The following is a 22,108-nucleotide window of genomic DNA, read 5'->3' on the forward strand; positions in this document are numbered from 1 at the left end:
GCCCGTGTTGCGAGGTACGGCCGCAAAGATATCCCTGTACAGCAAGAAGTATCGAACTGACCGATCCTCGTACCCTCATGAGGATCAGGTTTGCGTTACTGCCATTCGATGTCCGGTACTGCAGCTTCACGCAGGACCGCGTAGAGATCGTCGATGTCGGTACGAAGCCCACGCTCAGTTCACGAGCCTGAGAGAGCCCCATCCTTGCGAACAGGTGACCAGCCGACGGTTCTATCCATCCGCACCACGGCTGGGCAGGCCCGACCGGTCATTCTCGGGGTACCTGCCATCGACTTCGCTCGTGTCCAGCATTCAGAGGCTGCTGCTGTCCCGAAGAAGCCGGAAGTCCGGTCCGAAGCCGAGGTCCTCGACCGCAGTCGATCTACTCATGGTGTCGAACCATCCGGTTGGCACCGGCGCAGCGGGCAGTCCCGGCTGGGGGACGTGCCTGTCCAGGGTGCAGCGGTGGAGCGGCCCTTGTGCAGCATCGAGAATTATTCGCAGATGCGGGTCGATGTGTGAAACGAACAGGGTGCTCATGGCAGTCCCGTCCTCGGCGACCCGGGCCGCTTCGAAGACCGCGTGCAGGGCGGCGAAGCGCACTGTTACGCCGTGGTGTGCCCACCATTGGCGGCACCAGCGGACTGGCTGCGCCGCGATGCTTCGAATGCGCTGTGCAAGTGAGCGATTCGTGCCGCGACCGGTCGGTGTCGCCACCATTGCGTGCACCAGCTGTACATTTGTTCCCACCCGACACCTCCACGACGAAACGGCGCCAGGTACCCGTGCGCGCGGCGCACGGCACAGCCGCGAACAAGCGGGCTGCATGGATCCGACTTCGAGCATGTGCTGGATAGCGCATGAGCGCATTCCGCCGGAACATCGATCCGGTACTACCTGGACATCGCCGCCCCTACGGCTGAATCCCGGCAGGGCTCAGCAACGACTCGGCCTTGTCTACTGGGCCCTCTTCCCCTCTTCCGCCGCCGATAGGCGGCCTGCCAATCCGCCTACTGCAACAGCTCGGAGTCGGAGTTCCCGGTCAAGGCGGATGTTTCGAAGGTTCGCTGAAATAGCCGGCTCGACGCGCGTGAGTCAAGCCAGGCGCGGACTGCGGCGGGCATCAGATCGACCACGTTGTCGACTGTGGCGATGGTGTCGGTGCGGTGGGTGACGGCGATGATGGTGGCTTCGTCAGCCAGAAATGTGAGTAGCGTCGCTAGTGTGCAAGACAGCGAACTGGTCGGAGTGCAGAAGACCGTCAACCCCGTCCTCAGGGCCAAAGCACTCGACAACCGGCTGCGGGACCCGATCCTCGGCGACAAATACGCCGAGCAGGCGATGCGCCGCCTCGAGCCCGACTACGACAACCGCAGATTCGGCACGAGCCAGATGGGTCTCGCCGCCGTGGTGCGCTCCAAGGCGCATGACGACTGGGCCCGAAGCTACCTTGCCGATCACCCCGATGCGGTGGTGCTGCACCTGGGCTGCGGCCTCGACGCCCGCGTATACCGGTGTGACCCGCCCGCCACCGTCGACTGGTACGACCTGGACTACCCCGCCGTAATCGAATTGCGGCAACAATTCCTGCCGCCGCGCGAGCACTACACCCTGATCGGCTCCAGCGTCACCGACATGACCTGGCTGGAACGTATCCCCCGCGGCCGGCCGGTGCTGATGATCGCCGAGGGACTCGTGCCCTACCTGACAGAGACCGACATCCGGCGACTACTGACCACCGTCGTCGATGCCTTCCCCACCGGCCAAATACAGTTCGACACGGTGGCAGCCTGGGCGTGGCGCACCTCGAAATGGCTCCCCACGCTGCGCAAATACGACACCCAGTTCCACAGCGGCTTCAACGATCCGGCCGCGCTGGCCGATTGGCACCCACGGCTCGAATTCGTCGACGAGGCGCCGATGAACGACTCACCGGTGCTGATGGCCAAGGCGCCCGCGAACGTACGCCGCTTGTTCCGCCTGTTGAACCTGCTGCCGGGCATGAAACGATCCACCCGCATCGTGCGGTTCCGGTTCTGAAGAGCGGTCGCCTTCTTCGGTGTTGCCGGCGTCCGGGCCCTGATCGCGGCCCGGGATCTCGCCGACCGGTGGCGCTGCGTGCCCTCAACCCGGGCAGCCGTACGGCCACAACAGGGTTGACCAGCCGAGCCCGATCCGCGGGAGCAACCAGTACCAACAGCAGCGACGGATCCGGCCAGAAATAACAAAAGCCGCAATCACTTTCACGATGACCGAGGTACTACGCTGGGGCATCACTGTGTTAGCGCGGAATTCCGGCCAGTCACTCCCCCGACTCGTATTCTGTTGGGGGTAGTGGGTTCCCAGCAGCTCGCTGGGGTCTGGCCGGAGGAGCAGTCGGGCTCGCAGCTGCGGACAACGCATGGGACTGCCTCAGCGGGCTTACCGGTGGGCGGGCGTTTCGCAGATTCGCCAGCTGCCCGGGATGTCTGCGCGTTCGAGCATCGCTGCTGGGCGCTCGAGGTTTACCGACGACGGCGGCACCGAACCAGCCGATCAATCGGTTGTGGAATTCGTCCATGGAGTAGGGCGCGACCGCCGTGAACAGCCACGCGCGCTGGGCGACGTGCATCAAGCTCCGCCTGCAGGGCTGGTGACATCCGATCATTCCCACTCCGGCAGCCATGATGGTGAGCCCGTTCGGTGAAACCCTCGAATGAGCTACCTGCCGCCTCGCCGGTTACGGTACCGTAGGTCAGGGCATCAGGTCTCGGCTGTCGCCCAGCTCGGCCGTGTCGGTTCTACGACTCCACCCATTGAGTGAACCTCAAAAGCGCCTCCCGGTGGTGCCGAACGTCTCAGAACGACTGCTGACCAACGCATTTCGCGTCCCATCCATCTCCGCGGGTGTTGGCCATCTCGACAAGGCGACCGCGGCACCTGAGGATCAGCCATGAAGCGATTCGTCACGATCGGCATGCTGTTCGACATCTGGGCGTTGCCCCACTCGGCGCGGCCACCACGGCAGCGGCCGACAATCTGCCATGGTGCCGACCCGTTGGATCTCGACCCCTACGAAACCCCGATCGGGCAGCACCCACTCGACTCGACCAAAGATCCGCTTCCAATTCGGCGGCTCCCCTCCGCTGCGACACCGCCGACACCGCAGGGCCAGCCCGGGCTGGCCGTCGCCGGCTGCAATCATGGCCGTGATACCCGATCTGCCCCGGGACTCCCCGCCGATCCGTCTCCCGAGTGGCGTGACAACTGGTCACCGCGAAGCCGCTGACCTGCCCCAGACTCACTCCCGCCCGACATCCCCGAACGCGATCACCCCACGCGCCCAAGGAGTTCGATGACATCCCTCCGCCCCGACAACACCCAGCCCGTACGCCGGATCCCACGGACCGCATCGGGTGCACCGACTACGCGTCTGCTGGCCGCGGCCATCCTCTGCGGCGTGCTCGGTGCCACGGAGGTCGATGTGGGTACTGCGACGGCCGACCTGATTCTGTGCTCCTGGGGCCCCAGCGTGCCCAACGACTGCTCGGACCTGTTCACGCCAGCAGCCCCCGATCAGCCTGAGCAGGAAGTCTCCCCTGCCTATCCCCAATTCCAGATCGCGCCTTCCCAGATCGAACTCCCGGCGGCCCAGACTGATCCGGCCGCGGCACCGTAGCCAAGCGTGGCCGGGGCTCTGTCCCCGGCTGTGTGAACCGGATCCTCGACTGGATCTCCGACAATGTCGGCGGCCGATCCGGATCCGCCCACACCAGTCCGCCGGGGTGGCCACGCCGAAGGCGTCGGCCGTCTGCAGGCACTGCATCAAGCGCAGCTCATCGAAGTTGCGACCGGTGCTCAGCGGATAGTAGATGACGGCACGCATGAGATCCCGGTTCAAAGCGTTGATCAGCGCATATACCGAATTTGTTGGATTTTCGGCGAGTCCGCGACCCCTATCAGGTGTTGCGGGCCAGGATAGCGGTGAGGGTCGCTGTCAGGGCCGAGGTGGGGTCGGCAGGAAGGGCGTCGGTACGCCAGGCGACAATGCCGTCGGGGCGCGCAAGCAGGACTCCGTCAGCGGACAGACCCGTTGCCGCCCACCACTTTCCGTCCGGATCGCGCAGGTCCGCGTCAGGGCCGAGGCGGTAGGCGGCCACGCGCACGCCCGTGGCGGCCGCCGCTTCGGGTGCGGCGGTGGTCCACGGCCTGCCCTGCGGGCCGGTCAGCAGCACGAATCGGCCGTCGAAGAGGTCCAGGGGCGAGATGGACTCGCCGTTGCGCGCCAAGCCGCCGTGCGGGATGCGGGTGCCCGGGGTGCCGATGAGGTCCTCGGGTCCGTTCAGGAGTTCGAGGCCGTCCGGCGCGGGGTGTTCGGACAGGACGGCGCGGGAGCGATAGCGGTTGCCGATGGTCAACGAGAACATCGACACGCGGTCCTCGGCGGGGAGCAGGGCGTCGTCCTCGCCCCTGGTGATCAGGGTGGCGGCCGGGCCGACCAGCGACTGTCGGGAGATCAGATCGGCGATCGGACGACGCTCTACCTCGTAGGTATCCAGGAGCGCATCGCCCGCCTGCCCGTGCAGGACCGCGGCCAGCTTCCAGGCCAGGTTGTGCATGCCCGCGATGGCGGTGTTCACACCCATGCCCAGTTTCGGCGGCATGGTGTGTGCCGCATCCCCGGCCAGGAATACCCGCCCGACGCGGAACCGCTCGGCCACTTGCTGGGCCGGACGCCAGTGCGCGATCTCGACCACCTCGACCGGAAAGTCCGGCACGCCAATGCCGTCGAGGATCAATTCTCGGCAGTGTTCGGGCGTGTACTCCTGCTCGAAATCCTGTTGGATCAGAAACATGCCGCGATCGGGGTCTGTGATCAGGAAGAACCCTCGAACGCCCGGTCGGTCGATGAGCACGGCGTCGGATTCGTAGCCGCGAACCAGGTCGGCCCAGGGGGCACGGAAGTAGACGAAGATGTAGTACTCCTCGAGCACACCCTCCCCCACCACGGGCACGCCAAGTTGCTCGCGCACGTGGCTGCGTGCGCCGTCGGCGGCCACCAGGTAGTCGGCTCTCAGCACCGTTTGCGCTCCGGTGGCGCGATTGCTCACCATGGCGGTGACGCCCGCCGAATCCTGCGTGAACGACCCGAGTTCGAGCCCGTAGCGGATATCGCACCCGCGTTCGCGCCGCACCCAGCAGCGGCTCGGTCACGCTTTGCGGGCAGTACCAGAGCATAGGCTCGGGACTGAGGACCTCGGGATGGTCGGTGATCCGCAGGGCGTCCTCGACGGACGGGAAGTCCTGATGCCCGGACGCGGCCAAGCTGTCCTTGCGGAATATGCGGGACACGTGCGTGCCTGCCGCCAGAACCTCTTTCTCCAGCCTGAGGCCCCGAAAGATCTCCAGCGTACGGAAATTGAGATTGCGCGCCCGGGGGAACCAGGACGCATCAACCCGCCGCTCGACCAGTATCGAGGACACGCCGTGCTGCTCGAGCAGCAGCGACAGCGACAGACCGGCCCCACCGGCACCGACGATCAGAACTGAAGTGTTCGCCTCATCTGTCATGAAAATGCGGCTCTCGCAAGCAAATTGAACCCTTCACCTACGGTACATCCGCCCCTGCCCAGGGGTGCCGGACTGCGCGGTCGCGCAAAAACAACGAAGTTCGGTAGCCGGTGGCCAGTAGTGCCGGTCGGTTCCGATGACCACAGACCTCGCCGCCGACGTCTAGCACACAGTTGTGGTTCTCAGCGGTCTGCACGGATCGAAAGGGTCAGGCCCTTGGTAGTGACGTTCGGCAGTTGGCTCATCTCCGCGAAGGCCCGTTGATCGTGGGCCGGCACGACAATCAGGTCGGGGATGCGCTGCATGATCGAAACCATGCGGAGGATGTTCTGCCGGTTGCCCTCGGCATCGAAGTCGCCCAGCCGCCTGATCGGCAATGGACGCTCCACGCGGCGGGTGAGTCCCTCGCGCTGCCACACCAGATCTCCCACCAGGGCATAACGCACCTGATTCGGCAGTGTCACGAAGACAGTTCGGTAATTTACCCCGGTCGGCACCGCGACGAGGTCCATCTCGGCCGGTGGGTCGGCTCTCGGGATCGGGATCGATTCGGGCAACGGCAAGGGCATGGGGAGCTGCTTCATGACTTATTCCTCCTCCGTCAGGCCGGTCGCGTTCGACGGGACGTCGAAGGCGGCCAGGGTGAGCGAAAAACTGGTGAACCAGCCCATCAGCACGGTGACATCGACGATGTCCGCCACGCCGATCGCGGCCGCGGCCCGGTGGTACATGCCGGCGGGAACCACGCGCGGCTGTGCCAGGGTTGATGCGAGCTCAGACACGATCTCGATCTCGATCTCCGCCTTCGACGGCGACGAATCCTTTTGGAAATACGCCCCGGTTGGCACGATTGCCCTGGCCAGTTTGGGGTTGGCCAGCCAGATCTTGTGCGGGGCGAGAATCATGCCGCGCAGTTGCCACGTGTATTCGTACGCGTCGCGCATTTCCGGCGACATTTTGTTGGCCGGCGTTCCATGTGGCGGCCGAAGGTGCCGAAGTCGACTGGGTCGGATGAGCTGTCGAACACGTGAATCTCCTCTTCGGTCCGGGCGGGATCGTGAGCTATTTCCGCACGGCCGAGCTTTCGGCGGGCACCCCAACGTCGTAGGCATTGAGCAGGGTGCCGAGCGCCCGGTAGTGGACGGTCACGAAGAGGATTGCGCGCGGAGAGCTTGCTGGCCCAACCTCCAGCGCTCTCAGTGACACAGCGTCTACGCCCTCCGTTGCGATCTGTTCGGCTGTCAATCGCAACATTTCCGAGCGCAGCTCACCGTGGTGGTACGCCTCTTACTCACATCTCGACGATCACGCACAAGCCAGATATCGGCAAGATCTGGTCGACCACGCTGCAGCCGCCAGCGGCCCGACTCCTCGCCCCCGGCCGCATGACCATCGAGTGCTGCTCAGGCGACCCCGACCAGCAGTGCGACTGCCAGTCCGGTGAACGCGGTCGTACATGCCGCGTCCATCACCTTGGTGAAACGGACAGAGTTCATCATTCGGCCGAGCCGTCCGGCGCCGACCACGATGATTCCCTCCCAGATCACCGCGAGCGAGATGAAAATGACCGACAGCACCAACAGTTGGATGGAAACACTCCCGGCATTCCCGAGGAACTGCGGGAAGAACGCGACGAAGAAGATCAGCACCTTCGGGTTCGTCACGTTGGCCAGCAGCCCCTGCAGGAATGGGGATGACAGCCGCTGGGCGCCCGCTTCTTGTTTGTCACTCGTCTCCCCTGGGCCATTCGACGGGCGGAGTACCGCGCGAAGGCTCGACACCGCGAGATACAGCAGGTAGGCGGCGCCGACCAGTTTGAGCGCTGTGAGCGCCCCAGGAATCCTGGAGATGATCAAGCCGATCCCGGAAATCATCATCGCTGCCTGAATCACGTTTCCCAGATGAATGCCGGCGAGGGCTCGCAGACCTGCCACGACCCCTTCGGATACCGAAACACGCAGCAGCAGAAAGACATCCGATCCCGGAACCAGGATGATGATCAACGAGGTGACCGCGAAGGATACGAGCGGGACCGGATCGATCACAGGGCACCGACTCGGACGAGAGCCGCGCGACGGCCCGGTGCGGCGCCGACACCAACCATGACACGATCCGCCAGGCGCCCCAGCGAGCTGAGATTGGGGAAGCCGGGCCCTTGCCGCAGCGCGGACAGATTGGGTACGAAAACCTTCGACGAGAATCCGGTGATCGCCAGGTCGTACCCGATGGAGGCTTCGACGGCGGACTCGATGAAAGCCCCGCCGACACTGGCCGCCAGATCGGCAACCAGGGAATCGGTCAGAAGCGGGCCGAACCACAGCGGGTCACCACCGCGCGCGTCGATCACGTAGTCCGCCTCGAGGTAGCTGACCCCGGCATTCGTGGCATCGTGAACCTCGGCGACAACGCCGGACCGCGTGGACTCGACTGCTTGCACCCGGCCCTGGACGTGTCGATGAATCCCGTGCGATGAAATCATGTTCTGTACATCCTGCGAGAACACGGCGCGATCGGTCCGCCGGATGAACTCCCGCCGTTGATCGACGCTGAACTCGGCCCATCGGATCGGCTCGCTGTAGAGCTGGTTCTCGAGGTAGGACTCGCCACGGGAGTAGATCGTCTCGGTCGGCGAGATCACGACTATATCGGCGGGTCGAGACTTCTCCACCAGGCACTTCGTGATCGAGGCCGCGGTCTCGCCCGAACCGACGATGATGACTCGCTTTCCGAAGAACCGTTCGTCCTTCGACTTCGTCGCCCAGAAATCGTGCACGAGCAAGCAGGCAGGCGACAGCGGAGCCCGGCTGCGCCCGAAACCCGTGAACATGATCGCGTCACCGCGGACGACTCCCGAATTGTCCAGAAGGACTTCGAATTCTCCGCTGTCGCGATGCCGATCGATCGAAGTCGCCGCACTGTACACGATGTCCGCGTGGATCTGGGCGACCGCCCATTGGAGATAGTCGGCCCATTCCTCGTGGATCGGCGCGGGGGATCCGCGATCGGTCCACTTCGAGTATTGACCGGTCTTCGCCAGATATGATCCCCAGCTGACCTTGAACATTTCGGCGGTGACGGGATGATCGGCCGGATACTCATCGGTGCCGTATGGAAATCCGAGATCCTTGAACGGGCTGGTGCCGAGCGACTGGCACCCGTCGGTCCATCCCCCGTCCCGTCGCCAATTGTTGGCAACGGCACCCGCCTCAACGATCGTCACGTCCGGGGCATGCATGCCCACCTGCCGCAGCGCATAAGCCTTCGCTGCGACGGCAACCCCTTTCGGGCCAGCACCTATGACGACCAGCCTGTCAACCGGCATAGCACCGCTCCAGTTCTCCTGTTTCACCAGACACCAACTTCACAATTCGATTTATCGACGCGCCGCGACAGGCTCGCCCCGGCCGGATCCTCGATCACATCACCCAGCCGCACTTCATAAGAGGCCACCGATTCGGTACGCACATCAGGACGTCTGGCACACCCGATCCCGACTTTCAGTAACGAATAAACGACCTCCGAACGCCAGCATTCCGAGTCCGGCGCGGCTGAACATGATTGCCACAGTATCCGAGGGCAGTGCATAGTTCGCTACTCAATTTTCGTGGATGCCGTATCGGAAGTTGTTTTCCCGCAATAGTTTTCCGGTGTTCACGAGTAGTTTACTGGCGGATCGCGGCCTGGCTGCCAGGTCTTGATGCATGTTGACCAGTAGGGGTGGCGCAAGTCCGGAAGTGAACTCGACGCGGCCGAAGTAAAAGCATGTTGAACCGCAAGAAAATAGGTCAAATGACCAGGTGTTTGGCATTGCGTTTCGTTCGGTCCGCCCGGATGAACTGGACCGTGGACCGTTCGAATTCCGTGCAATCCTTGGGTGCAGTGCGGTTCATCTGAGGATATCCATCGAGGGATGGCCCGGGGCCACCTTTGGTGGTTATCGAAGGGGAAACCGAAATGGCAACTGTGACACGAATGCGGCCGGTTGGTCGTCGGCCTCGACCGCTGCCATCCAGCGCTCGAGATCTCGTTCGCGCAGTTCACACAAAATCGTCGCAAAGGCGCGGACATGGCCGACGAGCGTGGCCAACGCCGGGCTCGGGGCCAGAATCGCATCGAGCCGCTGCTGATCGGTGGAGTCGATCGTGGTGGGGTTGCTCATGATCCAAGCGACCACTCGCCGAGGCGAGGGAGGGCGGCGAGGTGGCTCGCGGACGGGCGCAGTGGTGCGGAACGGGTGCAGATAGGCGCGCAGGATCTTGTCGCTGCCGCGGTAACCGCGGGCGGTGATCTCTCCGAACAACACGGCCGCGGTGGTGCAGCCCTCACCGAACCGTTGGTGCAGGTAGGGCTCGAATTCATCGAGCAGGCTGGGTCGGCGTCCGGTGCCGTTTGTTGACCAGGAGCTCCTCGACGATGGCGGCATGAACGAAGCGGCGCACCGTTCCTCGGGCGAGCCCGAGCCTCCTGCCGATACCGCGCAGGCTTTCGCCCTCGGCAAGCAATGCGTGAATATCGTTGTAGCGTTTTCTGGTTCGCACTGCCGTCCGGTCGGTGCGCTGTTGCGGCGATGGTGGGGCCACCGGAGCAACCGGGCACGCATCATCGTGACGGGGCTCTTCGCCACCATCGGCGTCGATACTGACCGGTCAGGGTCGGACTTCTTGTACTGCGGCTTCGGCTCGTGCCTCGAGGATCGCGAGCAGGACCATGCGGCACACGGCCATGCCGGACAGGTGTCCGGGGAGCGTCAGCACGGTGTGTGCCTCGGCTCGCCGGCATTCCTGGACGAGATCGACGAACGCCGGCGGCAGTGTCGCGTTCTGTGGTGCCGGCTCGTGGAATACGGTGCCCAGCGCATACCCGAGTGATCTGGCGGCGGCCCGCAGTATGTCGTCGCTGGACTTCGGGTCGCGGTCACGCAGCAGATCGTCGCGCACGTATCCGTAGGCAAGAGGTAATAGAGCAGTCATCGAAGCACCCGGCTTGTCACCGAGGTCGCAGCCGCCTCCGGCCGGTCGTTCCCAGTCGCAACGGTGTCGCGGGTCACACGCCACAACGGTGGCTGCCGTGGATCGGCGTCGACTGTGAAGACCGGAAACCTGTTCTGGCGGGGACTCGGCCGGAAGTGCACACGCACCGGCCCGGTGGAGATCAGCGGGACTTCACCGTCGATGCAGGTGTAGACCCATGGGCCCTCGTCGAGTTCGACGATGGCGATCGTCAACGGCGTCACCTCGCCGTGCGGAAAACTCATGCGACGCACCGCCCGCCACGACACGATCGAACCAGCACCCGACGAGGGCACCCACTCGAGATCCTCGGACGCGCAGACCGAACACACGCTGGTCAGGGGTCCGAAGACCTTATCGCAGGCCGCGCAACGCCGGATCGTCAACGTGCCTTCGACACACCGGGCGCTGTCGTCGCTGACACCGTCTGGGGGCTGGGCATTCGATGGGAACATGAAAGCCTCCGCGCAATGGTGCTGGTGGATTTCGTGTCAGCATCGTCTGTCCGCGGTACTCCCACGACGGTCGAATGGCCGGGGGCATACCTGTTTTTCCGAGCGGGCCTTCGCCGGCGCACGCGTAACAACAGGTCAGTCCGCCAATCGCGGTACGGGGCTGCTGGACGCAGTCCTCGACATCGTCGGCACGCAGGGGCTGGCCGCACTCACGGTGCGCGGGGTGTGCGAGCAGGCGAAGATGGGGCCGCGCTTCTTCTACGAGTCCTTCACAGACCTGGCCGAGGCACCGCTTGGACGAGGTGCAGGGCGCGGCGCTGCTCATCGAGCAGACCCGCGCGCTACTCGATACTCCGGAGGGCGACGACGCGGCGCTGACCGCCCTGGCCCGGTTGACCACCGGCGGCGGAGCTGATTCTGGCGTGGCTGGACGGCGGGCTGACGGTGAAGCGACCGGTGCTGATCCGAATCGTCGCGTCCGAATCGTCGCGGATTATGTTGTGGCACTGGCGGATCGGCTGCCCGGATTGACCGAGCAGCTGAACTGGGGGCAGTTCCGGCGCGTACCGGGATGACCAGCGAGCGCCGATCAGCGGTCGGGCGTCCGACCACCGTGATCGCTTCAACTACTATTCTGTATCACTACATCGGTGCAACTGGAAAGGCTGCTTTCATGGCACGCAAAGTCGTCGTCGAGCTGGTGGACGATTATGACGGTAAGTCCGCCGCCGAGGAGACAGTGTTCTTTGCTGTCGATGGTGTTGCCTACGAGATCGACCTGTCCAAGCTGAACGCGGCCAACATGCGTGGGATGTTCGAGGAGTGGACCCCGCATGCCCGCAAGATGGGGCGAGCGCCGAAAGCGACGACGACGAGCAAGCCTCGACCCACCGTTGATCGCGAGCAGACCCAGGCCATTCGCAACTGGGCGCGGAAGAACGGCTTCGAGGTCTCCAACCGCGGTCGGGTGTCGGCCGAGATCCTGGATGCATACAACAAGGCCGGCAAGTAACGATCGGGACCTGCCTGCTTGTTCGTGTTCCGCCGGCAGGTCCCCGAATCGGCACTCGCCCAAAGAAGCAGACCGCAATGTCCTGCCTCCGCGGAGAAAGCCGATGCTCAGTTCTTTGAGGTTCCGGCTTATATGAATGTCACCGGTTGGCGGGCTGGATGATCACCGGCCGTGGTCTGCCGGAGGTGTCGAGCGGGGCTGGCTCGTGAGGTTCCTTCCGCCCGTTTGGGCTGGCTCACCGGGGGGTTTGCGCCCCGGCCCGACACTGGCCGCGGGCCTGACTCAACAGAGGTGTGGGATACACAGGCCGAAAGCCTGAATGTCGCCCGCGGCTTCCTAGCTCCGACGAGGAATAAGGAGACGTGGTTGACGGTGGCGATCGGGGTCGACCCGCATAAACGTGGACTGATCGACTACCACGCACCGGTCGCCGAGTACTGGCCCGCCTTCGGCGCCAACGGCAAGAAGGAGATCACCGTCGCCGAAGTCCTCAGCCACCGCGCCGGACTCTCCCACGTCACCCCGCTGGCCAAGAACCTCGACGAACTGGTCGACCACCATCTGATGGAAGAGCGGATCGCCGCCGCCGCACCGGACCGATGGCGCGGAATACCCGCATACCACGCGATCTCCTTCGGCTGGCTGGCCGCCGGAATCGCCCGCGCGGTCACCGGTAAGGGCATGAGCGAGCTGTACAGCACCGAACTCGCCGAACCCTTGGGCACCGACGGCCTCCACCTCGGCACCCCACCATCATCGGCGAACACCACCGTCGCCGCCTCGCACGGATCATCCGTCCCGTTCGGCATCCCCGGCGCCGCCCACGTCCTGCGGATCGCCGGGCGAATCCCCCTCCCGGGCACCGGATTCGTCCGAGCCATCTACACCCACGGCACGATGCGGAGAGCGGAACGTCAGGTCGGTTTCCCGCCGGTGCTACGAGGTCCTTGCCGCCATCCTCGGAGGGAAGGTCTTTCGAGACAAGACATCCGGAGAGGAATAGGTGTGGCGGACATTGCGGTGGTGACGGGCTCGACTCGTGGCATCGGGTTCGAGACGGCGCTGGCATTGGGATTGTCGGGGTACACGGTCGTCGTGACGGGCCGGTCGGAGCAGGCGGCGGCCGCCGCGGCGCGGCGGCTGGGTGAGCAGGGTGTCGACGCGCAGGGGCAGGAGCTCGATGTCGCCTCGTTCGAATCGGTGCAGCGCCTCGCCGACATCATTGCGCGCGACCATGGGCGGTTGGATGTGCTGGTGAACAATGCGGGCATCGCTGCCGAATGGGATGCGCCCAGTCGCAGCCAGTATGCGCATCCGGAGTCGGTGAGGCGGACGCTTGAGACCAATGTGATCGGGGTGTTCCATACGGTGGAGGCATTGCTGCCGTTGCTTCGGCGCAGTGACTCGGGCCGGATCGTCAATGTGTCGTCGTTCGTGGGATCGCTGACCCTCCAGGCGCAAGCCGATCCGGCCGATATGGTGGTGCCCGCCTATCAAGCCTCCAAGGCGGCACTCAACAGCCTGACCATCACGTTGTCGAAGGTTCTCGCGGGCACGAACATCAGGGTGTTCTCCGTCGATCCGGGATTCGTGCAGACCGACTTCTCACCCATCAACCGCGCGCAGGCGCCGCTCACCGCCGCGCAAGGCGCCGAGCCCGTGGTCGAGGCCGCGATGCTGAAGGTCGACGCCACTTCTGGCTCGTTCATCGGCCGCGACGGCGTGGTGCCCTGGTAGGCGCGCACCGTATCGATCAGGACCGGTGACATCCAGGCCGCAGTGGTGGCGTCTCTGCGATAGCGAGAGATCTGCGACCTTGCGTGCCTGGGCACTCGCGATTCGTGCCTCCGCGCGGTATTCGGGCTGCTCCGGTACAGGATCTCAGTACCGTGCGGTGCGGGTGAGCTGGTCGTGGAGCGTGGCGGGGGATCCAGTTGGGGATATCTCGCCGCATTCTCACGTCGGATCATCCGGCCGGGGTCACTAGTGCACGACTCCGGAAACCGGCGCCCCGCTTCGCCAACTCGAACGGTGCATCGTGCTCGGCGGCCGGGTGGATCGGCGCGCAGACTCTACTGATCCACCCACCCTGAGGAGCAATCGGACCGTCCCGGTAGCTGTCAACGCTTCCCACGCGGGCTAGGAGTCGTTGGTCAGCTCCTTGTAGCGCAGGAACTCCACGAAGGAAACCTGCCCATCCGCCCAGATGCGGTCTTGCTGAATCTGGCGCCCAAGGACCTCCCGCACTTCCCGGTCCTGGGCCATACCCCACTGGATGGCTTCATCGAAGGTGATGAAACCGTCCTTGTCCGTATCGATCTCGTCGAACTCCCGCCGGGTGGCGATGAACTGCAGCTGGTCCATACCCGTCTCCTCTGCCGGTTGGTTCAGCGACGCCTTCGTTCGTCATCGATCCAGCGCACAAGCGTACGCGGAAAGTTAGCTGGGACGTCCGGATTCGCGGGGAACCGAAACGAACCGAACCACCGGGCTCGACGCCTGGTCTCAACGAACGGGCCGAGGATCGCACGGTTGAGTTCGCACGATTGTGTCGCAGCGCTTCGTGCACGCCATGGCTGGTTAGAGTCGTTCGCTATGAAATGGAATCGGCGTAAGCGGGTGGCCATGGACGGTGCTACGAACCCCACCATTGAGAGACCGCGATGACTTTCGACACCCCCAACGGCACCACCGGCGCCCGCCAGCCCACGGCCGGACCCCTGATGCGATGGCTGAACCGCTTCGCCGACAAACGAATCCGCAAGGGCGGCACCTTCTTCGGCGGCATGAACGCTCTCGTGCTGACCACCGTCGGCCGCAAAACCGGCACCGAACGCCGCACCCCCGTGGGCTGGTTCCCTGGCGAGGACGGCAGCTGGCTCATCGTCGCCTCCGCCGCCGGCGCACCGAAGAACCCTGCCTGGTACTACAACATCGCCGCCCACCCCGACAAGATCCGCATCGAACTGGCCGGGCGCACCCACGACGTCACCGCCGAACAGCTCCACGGCGCGGACCGTGACCGCGCCTGGCAGCAGATCACCACCGCCGCACCACGATTCGCCGAATACCAGCGCAAAACCGACCGGCAACTGCCCGTCATCCGCCTCACAACCCGGCACTGACACGCCAGGACCGGCACACCCGCCGATCCACATCCTCGAGGAGTGATCCCGCCATGGTTTTCACCGACGCCGAGCTGCACTACCTGGTCAGCCAGCCCCTCGGACGGCTCGCCACCTCCCAACCCGACGGCACCTTGCAGGTCAGCCCTGTCGGATTCCGCTACAACCCCCGCACCGGCACCATCGACATCGCCGGACACGACATGGCCGCCAGCCGAAAATTCCGCAATGTCGCCGACAATGGGCGCGTCGCCTTCGTCGTCGACGACCTGGCCTCGGTCACCCCCTGGCGGCCCCGGATGCTCGAAATCCGCGGCCACGCCGAAGCCCTCACCACTCCGACCGACTCCGCCTACGGCGACCCCAGCGGCGGCTTCGACGGCGCGATCATCCGCATCCACCCGCACCGGCTCATCAGCTTCGCCGTGAACGACCCCACCGGTGACGTTCAACGCCTGAAAATCCACACCCGCGACGTCGGCTGACCCCGATCCGAATGTGGGTCAGAACAGGGTGTCGCGCACCCGCCGCGGCCGGTAACCGGTCGGTCCGAGCTGAGCGAGCTCGGCGTCGATATCGACCTCGATCGCGCCGAAGAAGTTGATGTTCTCGCTGTGCGCGGGCGAGATGTGGGCACGAAACCAGACCTCCGGCACACCGACCAACCGGCCGGGCTGTGAGTACGAAAACCGGCTCCTGAGTTCGCCGTAGAGTGACGAACGCGACCGCTAACCTGCGGAAAACACGCCGCCCGTCGAAGGAGAAATCCATGTCACCAACGACGATCAGCCCGCACCCCCCACATGTCACGCTGATCAACGTGTTCACCGTAGTCCCCGAGCATCAGCGTGAACTTGTCGACTTGCTGATTGAAGCGACGGAGCAGGTCATCCAGCATGTACCCGGCTTTATCTCGGCGAACATTCACGCCAGCACCGACGGCACGCGGGTGGTCAACTACGCCCAGTGGGAAAGCGCCGGGGCATTACAAGCGATGCTGGCCGATCCCGCCGCCCAGAGGCACACCAGCGCTGCCGCTGCGATCGCCTCGTATGATCCGCATCTGTACACCGTCGAATCCGTCCACCACCATTAGCTGGCCAGGGCAGGACATGACCCTGATTCAGGGCTGATAGTCACGCCTGGCCGGCGAGAGGCATTTCGTCGAGTTCCGTCCCGTCGTACGCCTGCTCTCCGTCGGCCTGTTCGGGGGTCAGCTCGCAGACGATCCTGTTCGCGCGCCCCGGCGCAACCTTGTATCGGACGGCCAGTGCGCCATCGCTTCCCAGCGAGGACTGCGCGATCAGTTCGTCGGTCCCCTGCGTGTCAGGCTGAGTTGAGTCCATTGGTTCAGAGCAAATCGGCCTGACGCGGGGCGAGATACGGATCGATATTTCATGACCAGTACGAGGGCCTCGAGGGTCAGCGACCACAATGGGCGCATGGGTTCTGTGGGGCCGCGCGGTGACGAGCCGAAGCGGCGACGCGCGTTCAGCGCTTCGGACAAGCTCACGCATCTGGCTGCCTACGAGGAAGCAGTTGAGCGCGGTGAGGGCGGGGCGTATCTGCGGTCGCAGGGCCTGTATTCGTCGTTGATCAGCGAGTGGCGCAAGCAGCGCGACGCTGGGGTGCTCGCGGGCCGCAAGCCGGGTGAGAAGATCGGCAAATTGACCGCCGAGCAAGCCGAAATCGCCCGGCTCACAGCCGAGTTGGCGCGTGCGAACAAGCGGCTGGCGACCACCGAAACCGCGCTGGACATTATGGGAAAGAATCTCAGAGCCGCGTAGCGCCACTGCGTGGAGGCGGAAATCCTGTGCGGTTCTTGCGTTGCGGGGTGGGTGCGGGGTGGACGATGGTGGGGTGCGTGTCACGGATGACCCCGAACGCTTTGCGGTGCCGGTGAGCCCGATGGGAAAGATGGTGGTGGAGGCAGGGCGGTTCTCGTCCTTCGCGGGATCCGTGGATTGTTGCCCCGAGCACGTGTAGGAAATTCCTGTTTGTTTTCGCCTCCCCGTGATACGCACGCCGACAACAGGTTTCGTGCGAGAGGGAGAGGTGGGTCGCGGTGGAGGTCGTGCATGGCAGGTGCGCGGGGATCGACATCTCGAAGAAGGACGCGAAGGTTTGCGTGCGGGTGCAGGGCGCCGGCCGGCGGGCGACGGCCTCGACGGTGACGACCTGGGGTGCGACAAGCGCCCAGATTCTGGCGCTGCGTGAGTATCTGATCGCGCAGGAGGTGACCTGCGTAGTGATGGAGTCGACCGGCGACTATTGGAAGCCGTTCTACTACCTGCTCGAGGACGGGTTGAACGTGATGCTGGTCAACCCGGGTGAAGCACGCAACCGGCCCGGTCGCAAGACCGATGTCAGCGATGCGGCGTGGCTGGCCGATCTCGGGGCACACGGGCTGTTGCGGGCGTCGCTGGTGCCGCCGCCACCGATCCGCCGGTTACGGGATCTGACCCGTGCCCGCACCAGCCTGCGGCGCGACCGCGCCCGGCAGGTGCAGCGCATCGAGAAGATCCTCGAGGACGCGGGGATCAAACTGACCTCGGTCGTCACCGACATCATGGGGGTTTCGGGGCGGGCGATGCTGGGCGCGTTGATCTCCGGCGAGCGGGATCCGGCCGTGATCGCCGCTCTCGTGGTGCCCAACATGCGGTCCAAGACCGAGGCGTTGACCGCGTCGTTGGCCGGCCGGTTCACCGCCCATCACGGGTTTCTGATCGGGATGCATCTGCGTCTGGCCGACGCGTGCACCGCCGAGATCGCGGACTTGGATGCCGCGATCACCTCTGCGCTCTCACCGACCATGACCCAGGCGAGGGAGCTGCTGGCCAGCATCCCGGGCTTCTCGACCACGGTCGCCGAGGTGTTCCTCGCCGAGACCGGCGGCGATATGAGCGTGTTCCCCACCGGCGGGCATCTGGCGTCGTGGGCGGGGGTGTGTCCCGGGGCGAACGAGTCCGCGGGCCGGATCAAGTCCACCAAGACGCGTCCGGGAAACCGGCATCTGAAGGGCGCTCTGGGCATTGCCGCGATCTCGGTATCGCGTTCGAAGAAAACCTATTTCGCTGCCAAGTATCGTCGGATCACCGCCCGACGCGGTCCGATGAAAGCGATCGTCGCGGTCGAGCACGCGATGGTCACCGCCGCCCACGCCATGCTCATCCACGGCGACTTCTACCGAGATCCGGGCCCGGACTACTTCACCACCCGAAAACCCGGGTCCGCCAAGTCCCGCGCTGTCCGACAACTGGAAACCCTCGGATACGAGGTCACACTGAAACCGTTGAGCGACAACACATAACCGTCGGCGAGAGATTCCCCGTCACCCGGTGACGGTCGCATCCGCGTGCACTCACCAGCCCGTGGTCACCTTGGATTTCGTAGGAAAGCACACGCTCTCTTGGCTTGAGATTTATCCAATCCAAGATCGGTGCGGCGGTGGTTTCGTCGTTTGCCGGACAGTGGAGCGGCCTTCGGGGATCGTGTCTTCTCGCTGAAGTCGACACCGATCCGCAAAGGCCGCAGGAGTGAGTGTGCTGCACAAGGACGCCGACGTCGAGACGTTGGCCGAGTTGTCCCGATTCCGTGACCGGTTCTACGAGTGTCTGGATGCGCGCGCGGACACGCTGTTCGAGCTGGCCGACGCGGTGATCTGCACCGATGGCACGGTGACGTCGCTGGTGGAGTTGTCGCTCGCCCCGGTGTTCCGGCGCGGACACGGAGCCCTGTATGACGCGCTGTCCGAGGGCGGGGTTGACGAAGATCGGTTGCGGGACCTGCTGGTCGATCAGCTTCCGGCCGGAGGGCCGTTGATCTTCGGTGTCGATGCCACGACCTATCCGCGTCCGAACGCCGAATGCTCACCGGACCGGGGCCTGCACTATGCGCCATGCCGCTGCGATGGGGATCGAAAGGTGGTGCCGGGCTGGGAGTTTCAGTGGGTGATGGGCTTGGAGTGGGGAAGCTCGTCGTGGACGCTACCGGTCGACGCGCGACGCGTCCCGGCAGGCTCGTGCCCGGTCACCATCACGGCGGAGCAGATCCGCGCGGTCGCCGATCGAGTCAAGGATCGGCCGCGGGCAGGCGACGAGCATGCACCGTTGTTCGTCCTCGATCAGGGTTACGCCGCTGCCGCGCTCACCCACGCTCTCGCAGATACGGAAGTTCAACTGCTGGTGCGTATTTCCGGTGACAGGGTGTTCTACGACGGTCGGCCCGGACCTCGTAAACCGGGCCCCGGCCGCAACGGTGTCCACGGCCACCGCTTCGAACTGGCCGCGCCGGTGAATCTGCGCCGGCCCGATCAGCTTCTGATCGTGCCCGACACCATCAACTACGGGCGCGTAGAGGTTCGCGCCTGGCATCGGATGCACCAGAAGGTCCAGCGCACAGGATATTTCGCCGGTCTTGATGCCGAACTGTTCTCCCGGCTGCCGGTCATCGAGGGCAGCGTGGTCGAGGTCCGGGTCGAGCGGCTGCCCGACGGCCGCAGCCCGCATCGCACCCTGTGGTTGTGGCATTCCGGCCCCCAAGCGCCCGATCTGGACGTGTGCTGGCGGGCCTACCTGCGCCGCTTCGACATGGAGCACACCTTCAGGCTGCTGAAATCACAGCTCGGCTGGACCGCGGCCCGAGTCAGACACCCCCAGCAGGCAGTGCGCTGGACCTGGCTGCTCATCGCCGCCTACGCCCAACTCCGGCTCGCCCGCACCATGGCTCGCGACCTGCGGCGCCCCTGGGAACGACGACCGCGTCGTGGAAAACCCTTGACCCCCAACCGTGTTCGACGCGCATTTCGTCATCTCCGTGACCGGATCGGCACCCCGGCCCGTCTGCCGAAAACCACCCGTCCCGGCCCCGGGCGGCCACCAGGAAGGGGCAACACCCCAGCGCCCCGTTATCGACTCGGATCAGAACTTCGCAAAACGGACGCATCGAAGGCGTGGGGCGACAAGAAGGAGGGTTAAATCTCAAGCTTGGAATCTCTGTCCGAGAGAGCGGACACCGACGAGCCGCGCAAGAAGCGTTGAGGACCGCGTATGCGTCGTTGACCGGCGCCGGTGTCTGCACTCGGCACGCGGCCGCGCTGACCGGACTGGTGCGCTCCACCGCGATCCGCCGGGGCAACGCCTCCGCAGTAGTCGGGGCGCGGGCGGCGATCGATCCGGCCAACAAGCTGAGCCCGCTGGAGCGACGCCGAATCCTGGAGGTCCTCAACAGCTCTCGGTTCGTCGACCTGGCCCCGTTGCAGAGAAATTGTCAATACCTGTGGTTCGGCAGGGTTCAGGCGACCTCCGTTCGGGCGGTGTCGGCGGTAGGGTTCGGGGCGTGACGGCGGTTCAGTTCCCGCACCTGGCGGAGGTATTCCCAGATCTTGTTACCGAGATCGTCGATCTGCTGGAACCCGAGGACGAACATCTCGCTCAAACGGTCCGCAACTTGAGGTTTCATGGTCGGTGCACCTGCACGCTCACCTGTCCGGTCCTGCTGACTGCGCCGTTGGGCTCGCCGAACGGCGCGGTAGTGATATTGGAATCCGACGGCGAACCCGTCATGTTTCTGCGTATCGATCCGACAGGTCCATCCCATCGGGTGACGGGGATCGAGGTGCTCGACGGTCGCGATCTCGCCCTCCCACCCGCTTGACCGGGTACTCAGCCAGTTGAGCTCCAATCGGCAGCGTGTGCACTGCCGACGACCGAGCAGCCCACGGCCCGTTGATCTTCCACACGCCCGTGCCGGCTGCTTGGGATCGCGCGGGTAGCGGCCGTAGCGGATGTTCCTGCGCCGCGGCCGGTCTCGCCGCTGGCGTCTCGCGCTGGCCGGTTCGGTCAGCGCGGTCAGCGGCATTACCGCTCACTCTAGTTAAGTATGGCCAGTATCGAGAGGTCCGCGGCGCACCACCGGTGGTCTGACCCCGCTGACGGTTACCGAGATCGACGACGATTCGAGTTGGATAGTCGGGCAACGCGATCCGAGATCGAATCGACATCGGCTCGATCCGGCCGTGCTCGGCCAGCGCATCTACATCCGGCGTCGCGCTGGTCGTCGGTATCTTGTCCCATAGTCATGGTTTTGGGCGGCAAAGCATTTCGCCCTACCGCCCTGTCAGTCCACCAGATCAATCACACAAGATCTCGTCCACGCCCAGCGGTGACGATTTCAGTCACCGCATCTACTCCCTGTTCGAGCGACGTGCGTCCAGTGTCGGCCTTGATGGTCTTGACGAGTTCGATGGTCGTGAGCACCATCCACAGTAGAAATGCCGCGAGTGGGACGTACAGGGCGAGCAGGCCGTTGTACGCGAGGACTCCGCGTTTGAAGAACAGCAGCATGGCCGCAGGAAAGTACAGCAGGCCGGCCCAGATGTTCACGTAGCCGATCCAGCGCGGCAGCAGCCGATGTTCGCTGCGGTTGGTGAAGATCGCGCAGGCGATGGAGATACACCACACGGTAAACGGCGGGAAGGTGAACAAGAAGGCGAACCAGCCGAAGTCGTTGATGGAGCGGGTGATGTCGGGATCCATCTCGCCGGGGCGGAAGGCCGCCCAGGAGAACACCAGAGGAGTCATCATCGCGTCCATAACCCCACAGCCGAGGCAGGCAAGCTGGATGTAGGTGTAGATCGGCAGGCCGGTTTCAGTTTTGCGGGTGCGCACAGCGATGACAGCACCGTAGGGCGCGAGCAGCGCGATCGCCAGGACGTCGATGACCATGCCGACCCGGATGCCTGTGAGGTTGTCGCGGTACCAGTCCACGACACGCTGGCCGGTCCACGATGGGCTCGGCGCCGGCAACATGTGCGCAATCGGCAGGAATCCGATCATGAAGACAATCACGAAGATCGGGCCCGTCCACGCGCACATCAGCTGCGCTTTCCGAGACAAGACCCGCGACCCGAGTTGAGACAATGTTGTGCTCCCTTGCCGGTACCAGTCGATCAGATCC

Annotated in this window: 27 protein-coding genes and 1 pseudogene; 14 read left to right on the plus strand and 14 right to left on the minus strand. The window is 64.7% G+C overall.

The features are described from left to right. Window positions 1-312: 312 nt before the first annotated feature. Both ACFXIV_RS43050 and ACFXIV_RS43055 read right to left on the minus strand, forming a co-directional pair. The gene (locus tag ACFXIV_RS43050) at window positions 313-540 is read right to left on the minus strand and encodes a DUF4913 domain-containing protein (RefSeq protein WP_379421448.1); all 228 of its coding nucleotides are present in this window, start codon (window positions 538-540) and stop codon (window positions 313-315) included. Window positions 541-605: 65 nt separating this feature from the next. Then, complete coding sequence (locus ACFXIV_RS43055; protein WP_379421444.1) at window positions 606-740, minus strand: DUF4913 domain-containing protein; 135 nt, start codon at window positions 738-740, stop codon at window positions 606-608. Window positions 741-1,224: 484 nt separating this feature from the next. On the opposite strand from ACFXIV_RS43055, the gene ACFXIV_RS43060 reads away from it, so the two are divergent. After that, a complete protein-coding gene (locus ACFXIV_RS43060) occupies window positions 1,225-2,040 on the plus strand; it encodes a class I SAM-dependent methyltransferase (protein ID WP_379404697.1) in 816 nt (271 codons plus the stop codon). Between the two features lie 1,294 nt (window positions 2,041-3,334). Then, the gene (locus ACFXIV_RS43065) at window positions 3,335-3,658 is read left to right on the plus strand and encodes a hypothetical protein (protein WP_379404695.1); all 324 of its coding nucleotides are present in this window, start codon (window positions 3,335-3,337) and stop codon (window positions 3,656-3,658) included. Window positions 3,659-3,938: 280 nt separating this feature from the next. Here the strand turns inward: ACFXIV_RS43065 and ACFXIV_RS43070 are convergent, their stop codons facing one another. The 7 genes and pseudogenes from ACFXIV_RS43070 to ACFXIV_RS43100 all read right to left on the minus strand — a co-directional run bounded on the left by ACFXIV_RS43070 (window position 3,939) and on the right by ACFXIV_RS43100 (window position 9,853). Beyond that, on the minus strand, window positions 3,939-4,406 hold the full coding sequence (locus ACFXIV_RS43070) for a hypothetical protein (protein ID WP_379404715.1): 468 nt from the start codon (window positions 4,404-4,406) through the stop codon (window positions 3,939-3,941). Window positions 4,407-4,547: 141 nt separating this feature from the next. After that, window positions 4,548-5,550: pseudogene (locus ACFXIV_RS43075) on the minus strand (FAD-dependent monooxygenase); the annotation flags it as partial. Window positions 5,551-5,732: 182 nt separating this feature from the next. Then, window positions 5,733-6,134: a hypothetical protein gene (locus ACFXIV_RS43080; protein WP_379404693.1), complete on the minus strand. Its 402-nt coding sequence runs from the start codon at window positions 6,132-6,134 to the stop codon at window positions 5,733-5,735. A 3-nt stretch (window positions 6,135-6,137) separates the two neighbouring features. Beyond that, window positions 6,138-6,494 carry a hypothetical protein gene (locus ACFXIV_RS43085; protein WP_379404691.1) on the minus strand — a complete coding sequence of 119 codons (357 nt, stop codon included), beginning with the start codon at window positions 6,492-6,494 and terminating at the stop codon, window positions 6,138-6,140. A gap of 459 nt (window positions 6,495-6,953) precedes the next feature. Further along, entirely contained in the window at window positions 6,954-7,595 is a 642-nt protein-coding gene (locus ACFXIV_RS43090; protein ID WP_379421445.1) for a LysE family translocator, read from the minus strand. After that, window positions 7,592-8,770: a SidA/IucD/PvdA family monooxygenase gene (locus ACFXIV_RS43095; protein ID WP_379404688.1), complete on the minus strand. Its 1,179-nt coding sequence runs from the start codon at window positions 8,768-8,770 to the stop codon at window positions 7,592-7,594. The genes ACFXIV_RS43090 and ACFXIV_RS43095 overlap by 4 nt, the downstream gene beginning before the upstream one ends. A gap of 714 nt (window positions 8,771-9,484) precedes the next feature. Further along, on the minus strand, window positions 9,485-9,853 hold the full coding sequence (locus tag ACFXIV_RS43100) for a hypothetical protein (protein WP_379404686.1): 369 nt from the start codon (window positions 9,851-9,853) through the stop codon (window positions 9,485-9,487). A gap of 118 nt (window positions 9,854-9,971) precedes the next feature. Here ACFXIV_RS43100 and ACFXIV_RS43105 point away from each other — a divergent pair, with 118 nt between their 5' ends. Beyond that, complete coding sequence (locus ACFXIV_RS43105; protein WP_379404685.1) at window positions 9,972-10,418, plus strand: hypothetical protein; 447 nt, start codon at window positions 9,972-9,974, stop codon at window positions 10,416-10,418. A gap of 98 nt (window positions 10,419-10,516) precedes the next feature. On the opposite strand, the gene ACFXIV_RS43110 is transcribed toward ACFXIV_RS43105, so the two are convergent. Further along, a complete protein-coding gene (locus ACFXIV_RS43110) occupies window positions 10,517-11,014 on the minus strand; it encodes a Zn-ribbon domain-containing OB-fold protein (protein ID WP_379404684.1) in 498 nt (165 codons plus the stop codon). A 293-nt stretch (window positions 11,015-11,307) separates the two neighbouring features. Here ACFXIV_RS43110 and ACFXIV_RS43115 point away from each other — a divergent pair, with 293 nt between their 5' ends. From ACFXIV_RS43115 to ACFXIV_RS43125, 3 genes are all read left to right on the plus strand, one after another. Beyond that, a complete protein-coding gene (locus tag ACFXIV_RS43115) occupies window positions 11,308-11,589 on the plus strand; it encodes a hypothetical protein (protein WP_379404683.1) in 282 nt (93 codons plus the stop codon). Further along, complete coding sequence (locus ACFXIV_RS43120; RefSeq protein ID WP_379404682.1) at window positions 11,586-12,026, plus strand: Lsr2 family protein; 441 nt, start codon at window positions 11,586-11,588, stop codon at window positions 12,024-12,026. The genes ACFXIV_RS43115 and ACFXIV_RS43120 overlap by 4 nt, the downstream gene beginning before the upstream one ends. Before the next feature lie 372 nt (window positions 12,027-12,398). Then, a complete protein-coding gene (locus ACFXIV_RS43125) occupies window positions 12,399-13,763 on the plus strand; it encodes an SDR family NAD(P)-dependent oxidoreductase (protein ID WP_379404713.1) in 1,365 nt (454 codons plus the stop codon). A 402-nt stretch (window positions 13,764-14,165) separates the two neighbouring features. Here the strand turns inward: ACFXIV_RS43125 and ACFXIV_RS43130 are convergent, their stop codons facing one another. Then, window positions 14,166-14,390, minus strand: coding sequence for a hypothetical protein (locus ACFXIV_RS43130; RefSeq protein WP_379404680.1), 225 nt, complete (start codon window positions 14,388-14,390; stop codon window positions 14,166-14,168). A gap of 299 nt (window positions 14,391-14,689) precedes the next feature. On the opposite strand from ACFXIV_RS43130, the gene ACFXIV_RS43135 reads away from it, so the two are divergent. Both ACFXIV_RS43135 and ACFXIV_RS43140 read left to right on the plus strand, forming a co-directional pair. Further along, window positions 14,690-15,151, plus strand: coding sequence for a nitroreductase/quinone reductase family protein (locus ACFXIV_RS43135; protein ID WP_379404678.1), 462 nt, complete (start codon window positions 14,690-14,692; stop codon window positions 15,149-15,151). Between the two features lie 53 nt (window positions 15,152-15,204). Further along, window positions 15,205-15,636 carry a PPOX class F420-dependent oxidoreductase gene (locus ACFXIV_RS43140; RefSeq protein WP_379404676.1) on the plus strand — a complete coding sequence of 144 codons (432 nt, stop codon included), beginning with the start codon at window positions 15,205-15,207 and terminating at the stop codon, window positions 15,634-15,636. Between the two features lie 18 nt (window positions 15,637-15,654). Here ACFXIV_RS43140 and ACFXIV_RS43145 read toward each other — a convergent pair whose 3' ends face one another. Further along, a complete protein-coding gene (locus ACFXIV_RS43145; RefSeq protein WP_379404717.1) occupies window positions 15,655-15,807 on the minus strand; it encodes a hypothetical protein in 153 nt (50 codons plus the stop codon). A 113-nt stretch (window positions 15,808-15,920) separates the two neighbouring features. Between ACFXIV_RS43145 and ACFXIV_RS43150 the strand changes: the two genes are divergently transcribed. Further along, window positions 15,921-16,247 (plus strand): antibiotic biosynthesis monooxygenase family protein, encoded by a 327-nt coding sequence (locus ACFXIV_RS43150; protein WP_379404674.1) that lies wholly within the window; start codon window positions 15,921-15,923, stop codon window positions 16,245-16,247. Window positions 16,248-16,287: 40 nt separating this feature from the next. On the opposite strand, the gene ACFXIV_RS43155 is transcribed toward ACFXIV_RS43150, so the two are convergent. Beyond that, window positions 16,288-16,497: a hypothetical protein gene (locus ACFXIV_RS43155; RefSeq protein ID WP_379404673.1), complete on the minus strand. Its 210-nt coding sequence runs from the start codon at window positions 16,495-16,497 to the stop codon at window positions 16,288-16,290. A 96-nt stretch (window positions 16,498-16,593) separates the two neighbouring features. On the opposite strand from ACFXIV_RS43155, the gene ACFXIV_RS43160 reads away from it, so the two are divergent. The 5 genes from ACFXIV_RS43160 to ACFXIV_RS43180 all read left to right on the plus strand — a co-directional run bounded on the left by ACFXIV_RS43160 (window position 16,594) and on the right by ACFXIV_RS43180 (window position 20,806). Continuing rightward, entirely contained in the window at window positions 16,594-16,938 is a 345-nt protein-coding gene (locus ACFXIV_RS43160; protein WP_379404671.1) for a hypothetical protein, read from the plus strand. A 278-nt stretch (window positions 16,939-17,216) separates the two neighbouring features. Continuing rightward, complete coding sequence (locus tag ACFXIV_RS43165; protein ID WP_379405951.1) at window positions 17,217-18,461, plus strand: IS110 family transposase; 1,245 nt, start codon at window positions 17,217-17,219, stop codon at window positions 18,459-18,461. 232 nt (window positions 18,462-18,693) lie between these two features. Beyond that, complete coding sequence (locus ACFXIV_RS43170; protein ID WP_379405531.1) at window positions 18,694-20,127, plus strand: NF041680 family putative transposase; 1,434 nt, start codon at window positions 18,694-18,696, stop codon at window positions 20,125-20,127. A gap of 59 nt (window positions 20,128-20,186) precedes the next feature. Then, window positions 20,187-20,492, plus strand: a complete 306-nt coding sequence (locus ACFXIV_RS43175; RefSeq protein WP_379405529.1) for a hypothetical protein — start codon at window positions 20,187-20,189, stop codon at window positions 20,490-20,492. After that, the gene (locus ACFXIV_RS43180) at window positions 20,489-20,806 is read left to right on the plus strand and encodes a hypothetical protein (RefSeq protein WP_379405527.1); all 318 of its coding nucleotides are present in this window, start codon (window positions 20,489-20,491) and stop codon (window positions 20,804-20,806) included. Before ACFXIV_RS43175 ends, ACFXIV_RS43180 begins: the two co-directional genes overlap by 4 nt. 479 nt (window positions 20,807-21,285) lie before the next feature. Here ACFXIV_RS43180 and ACFXIV_RS43185 read toward each other — a convergent pair whose 3' ends face one another. Then, window positions 21,286-22,026, minus strand: a complete 741-nt coding sequence (locus tag ACFXIV_RS43185) for a hypothetical protein (protein ID WP_379405526.1) — start codon at window positions 22,024-22,026, stop codon at window positions 21,286-21,288. Window positions 22,027-22,108 lie beyond the last annotated feature (82 nt).

Source organism: Nocardia sp. NPDC059236 (genome assembly GCF_042754085.1).
In the GTDB taxonomy this organism is placed as follows: Bacteria; Actinomycetota; Actinomycetes; order Mycobacteriales; family Mycobacteriaceae; genus Nocardia.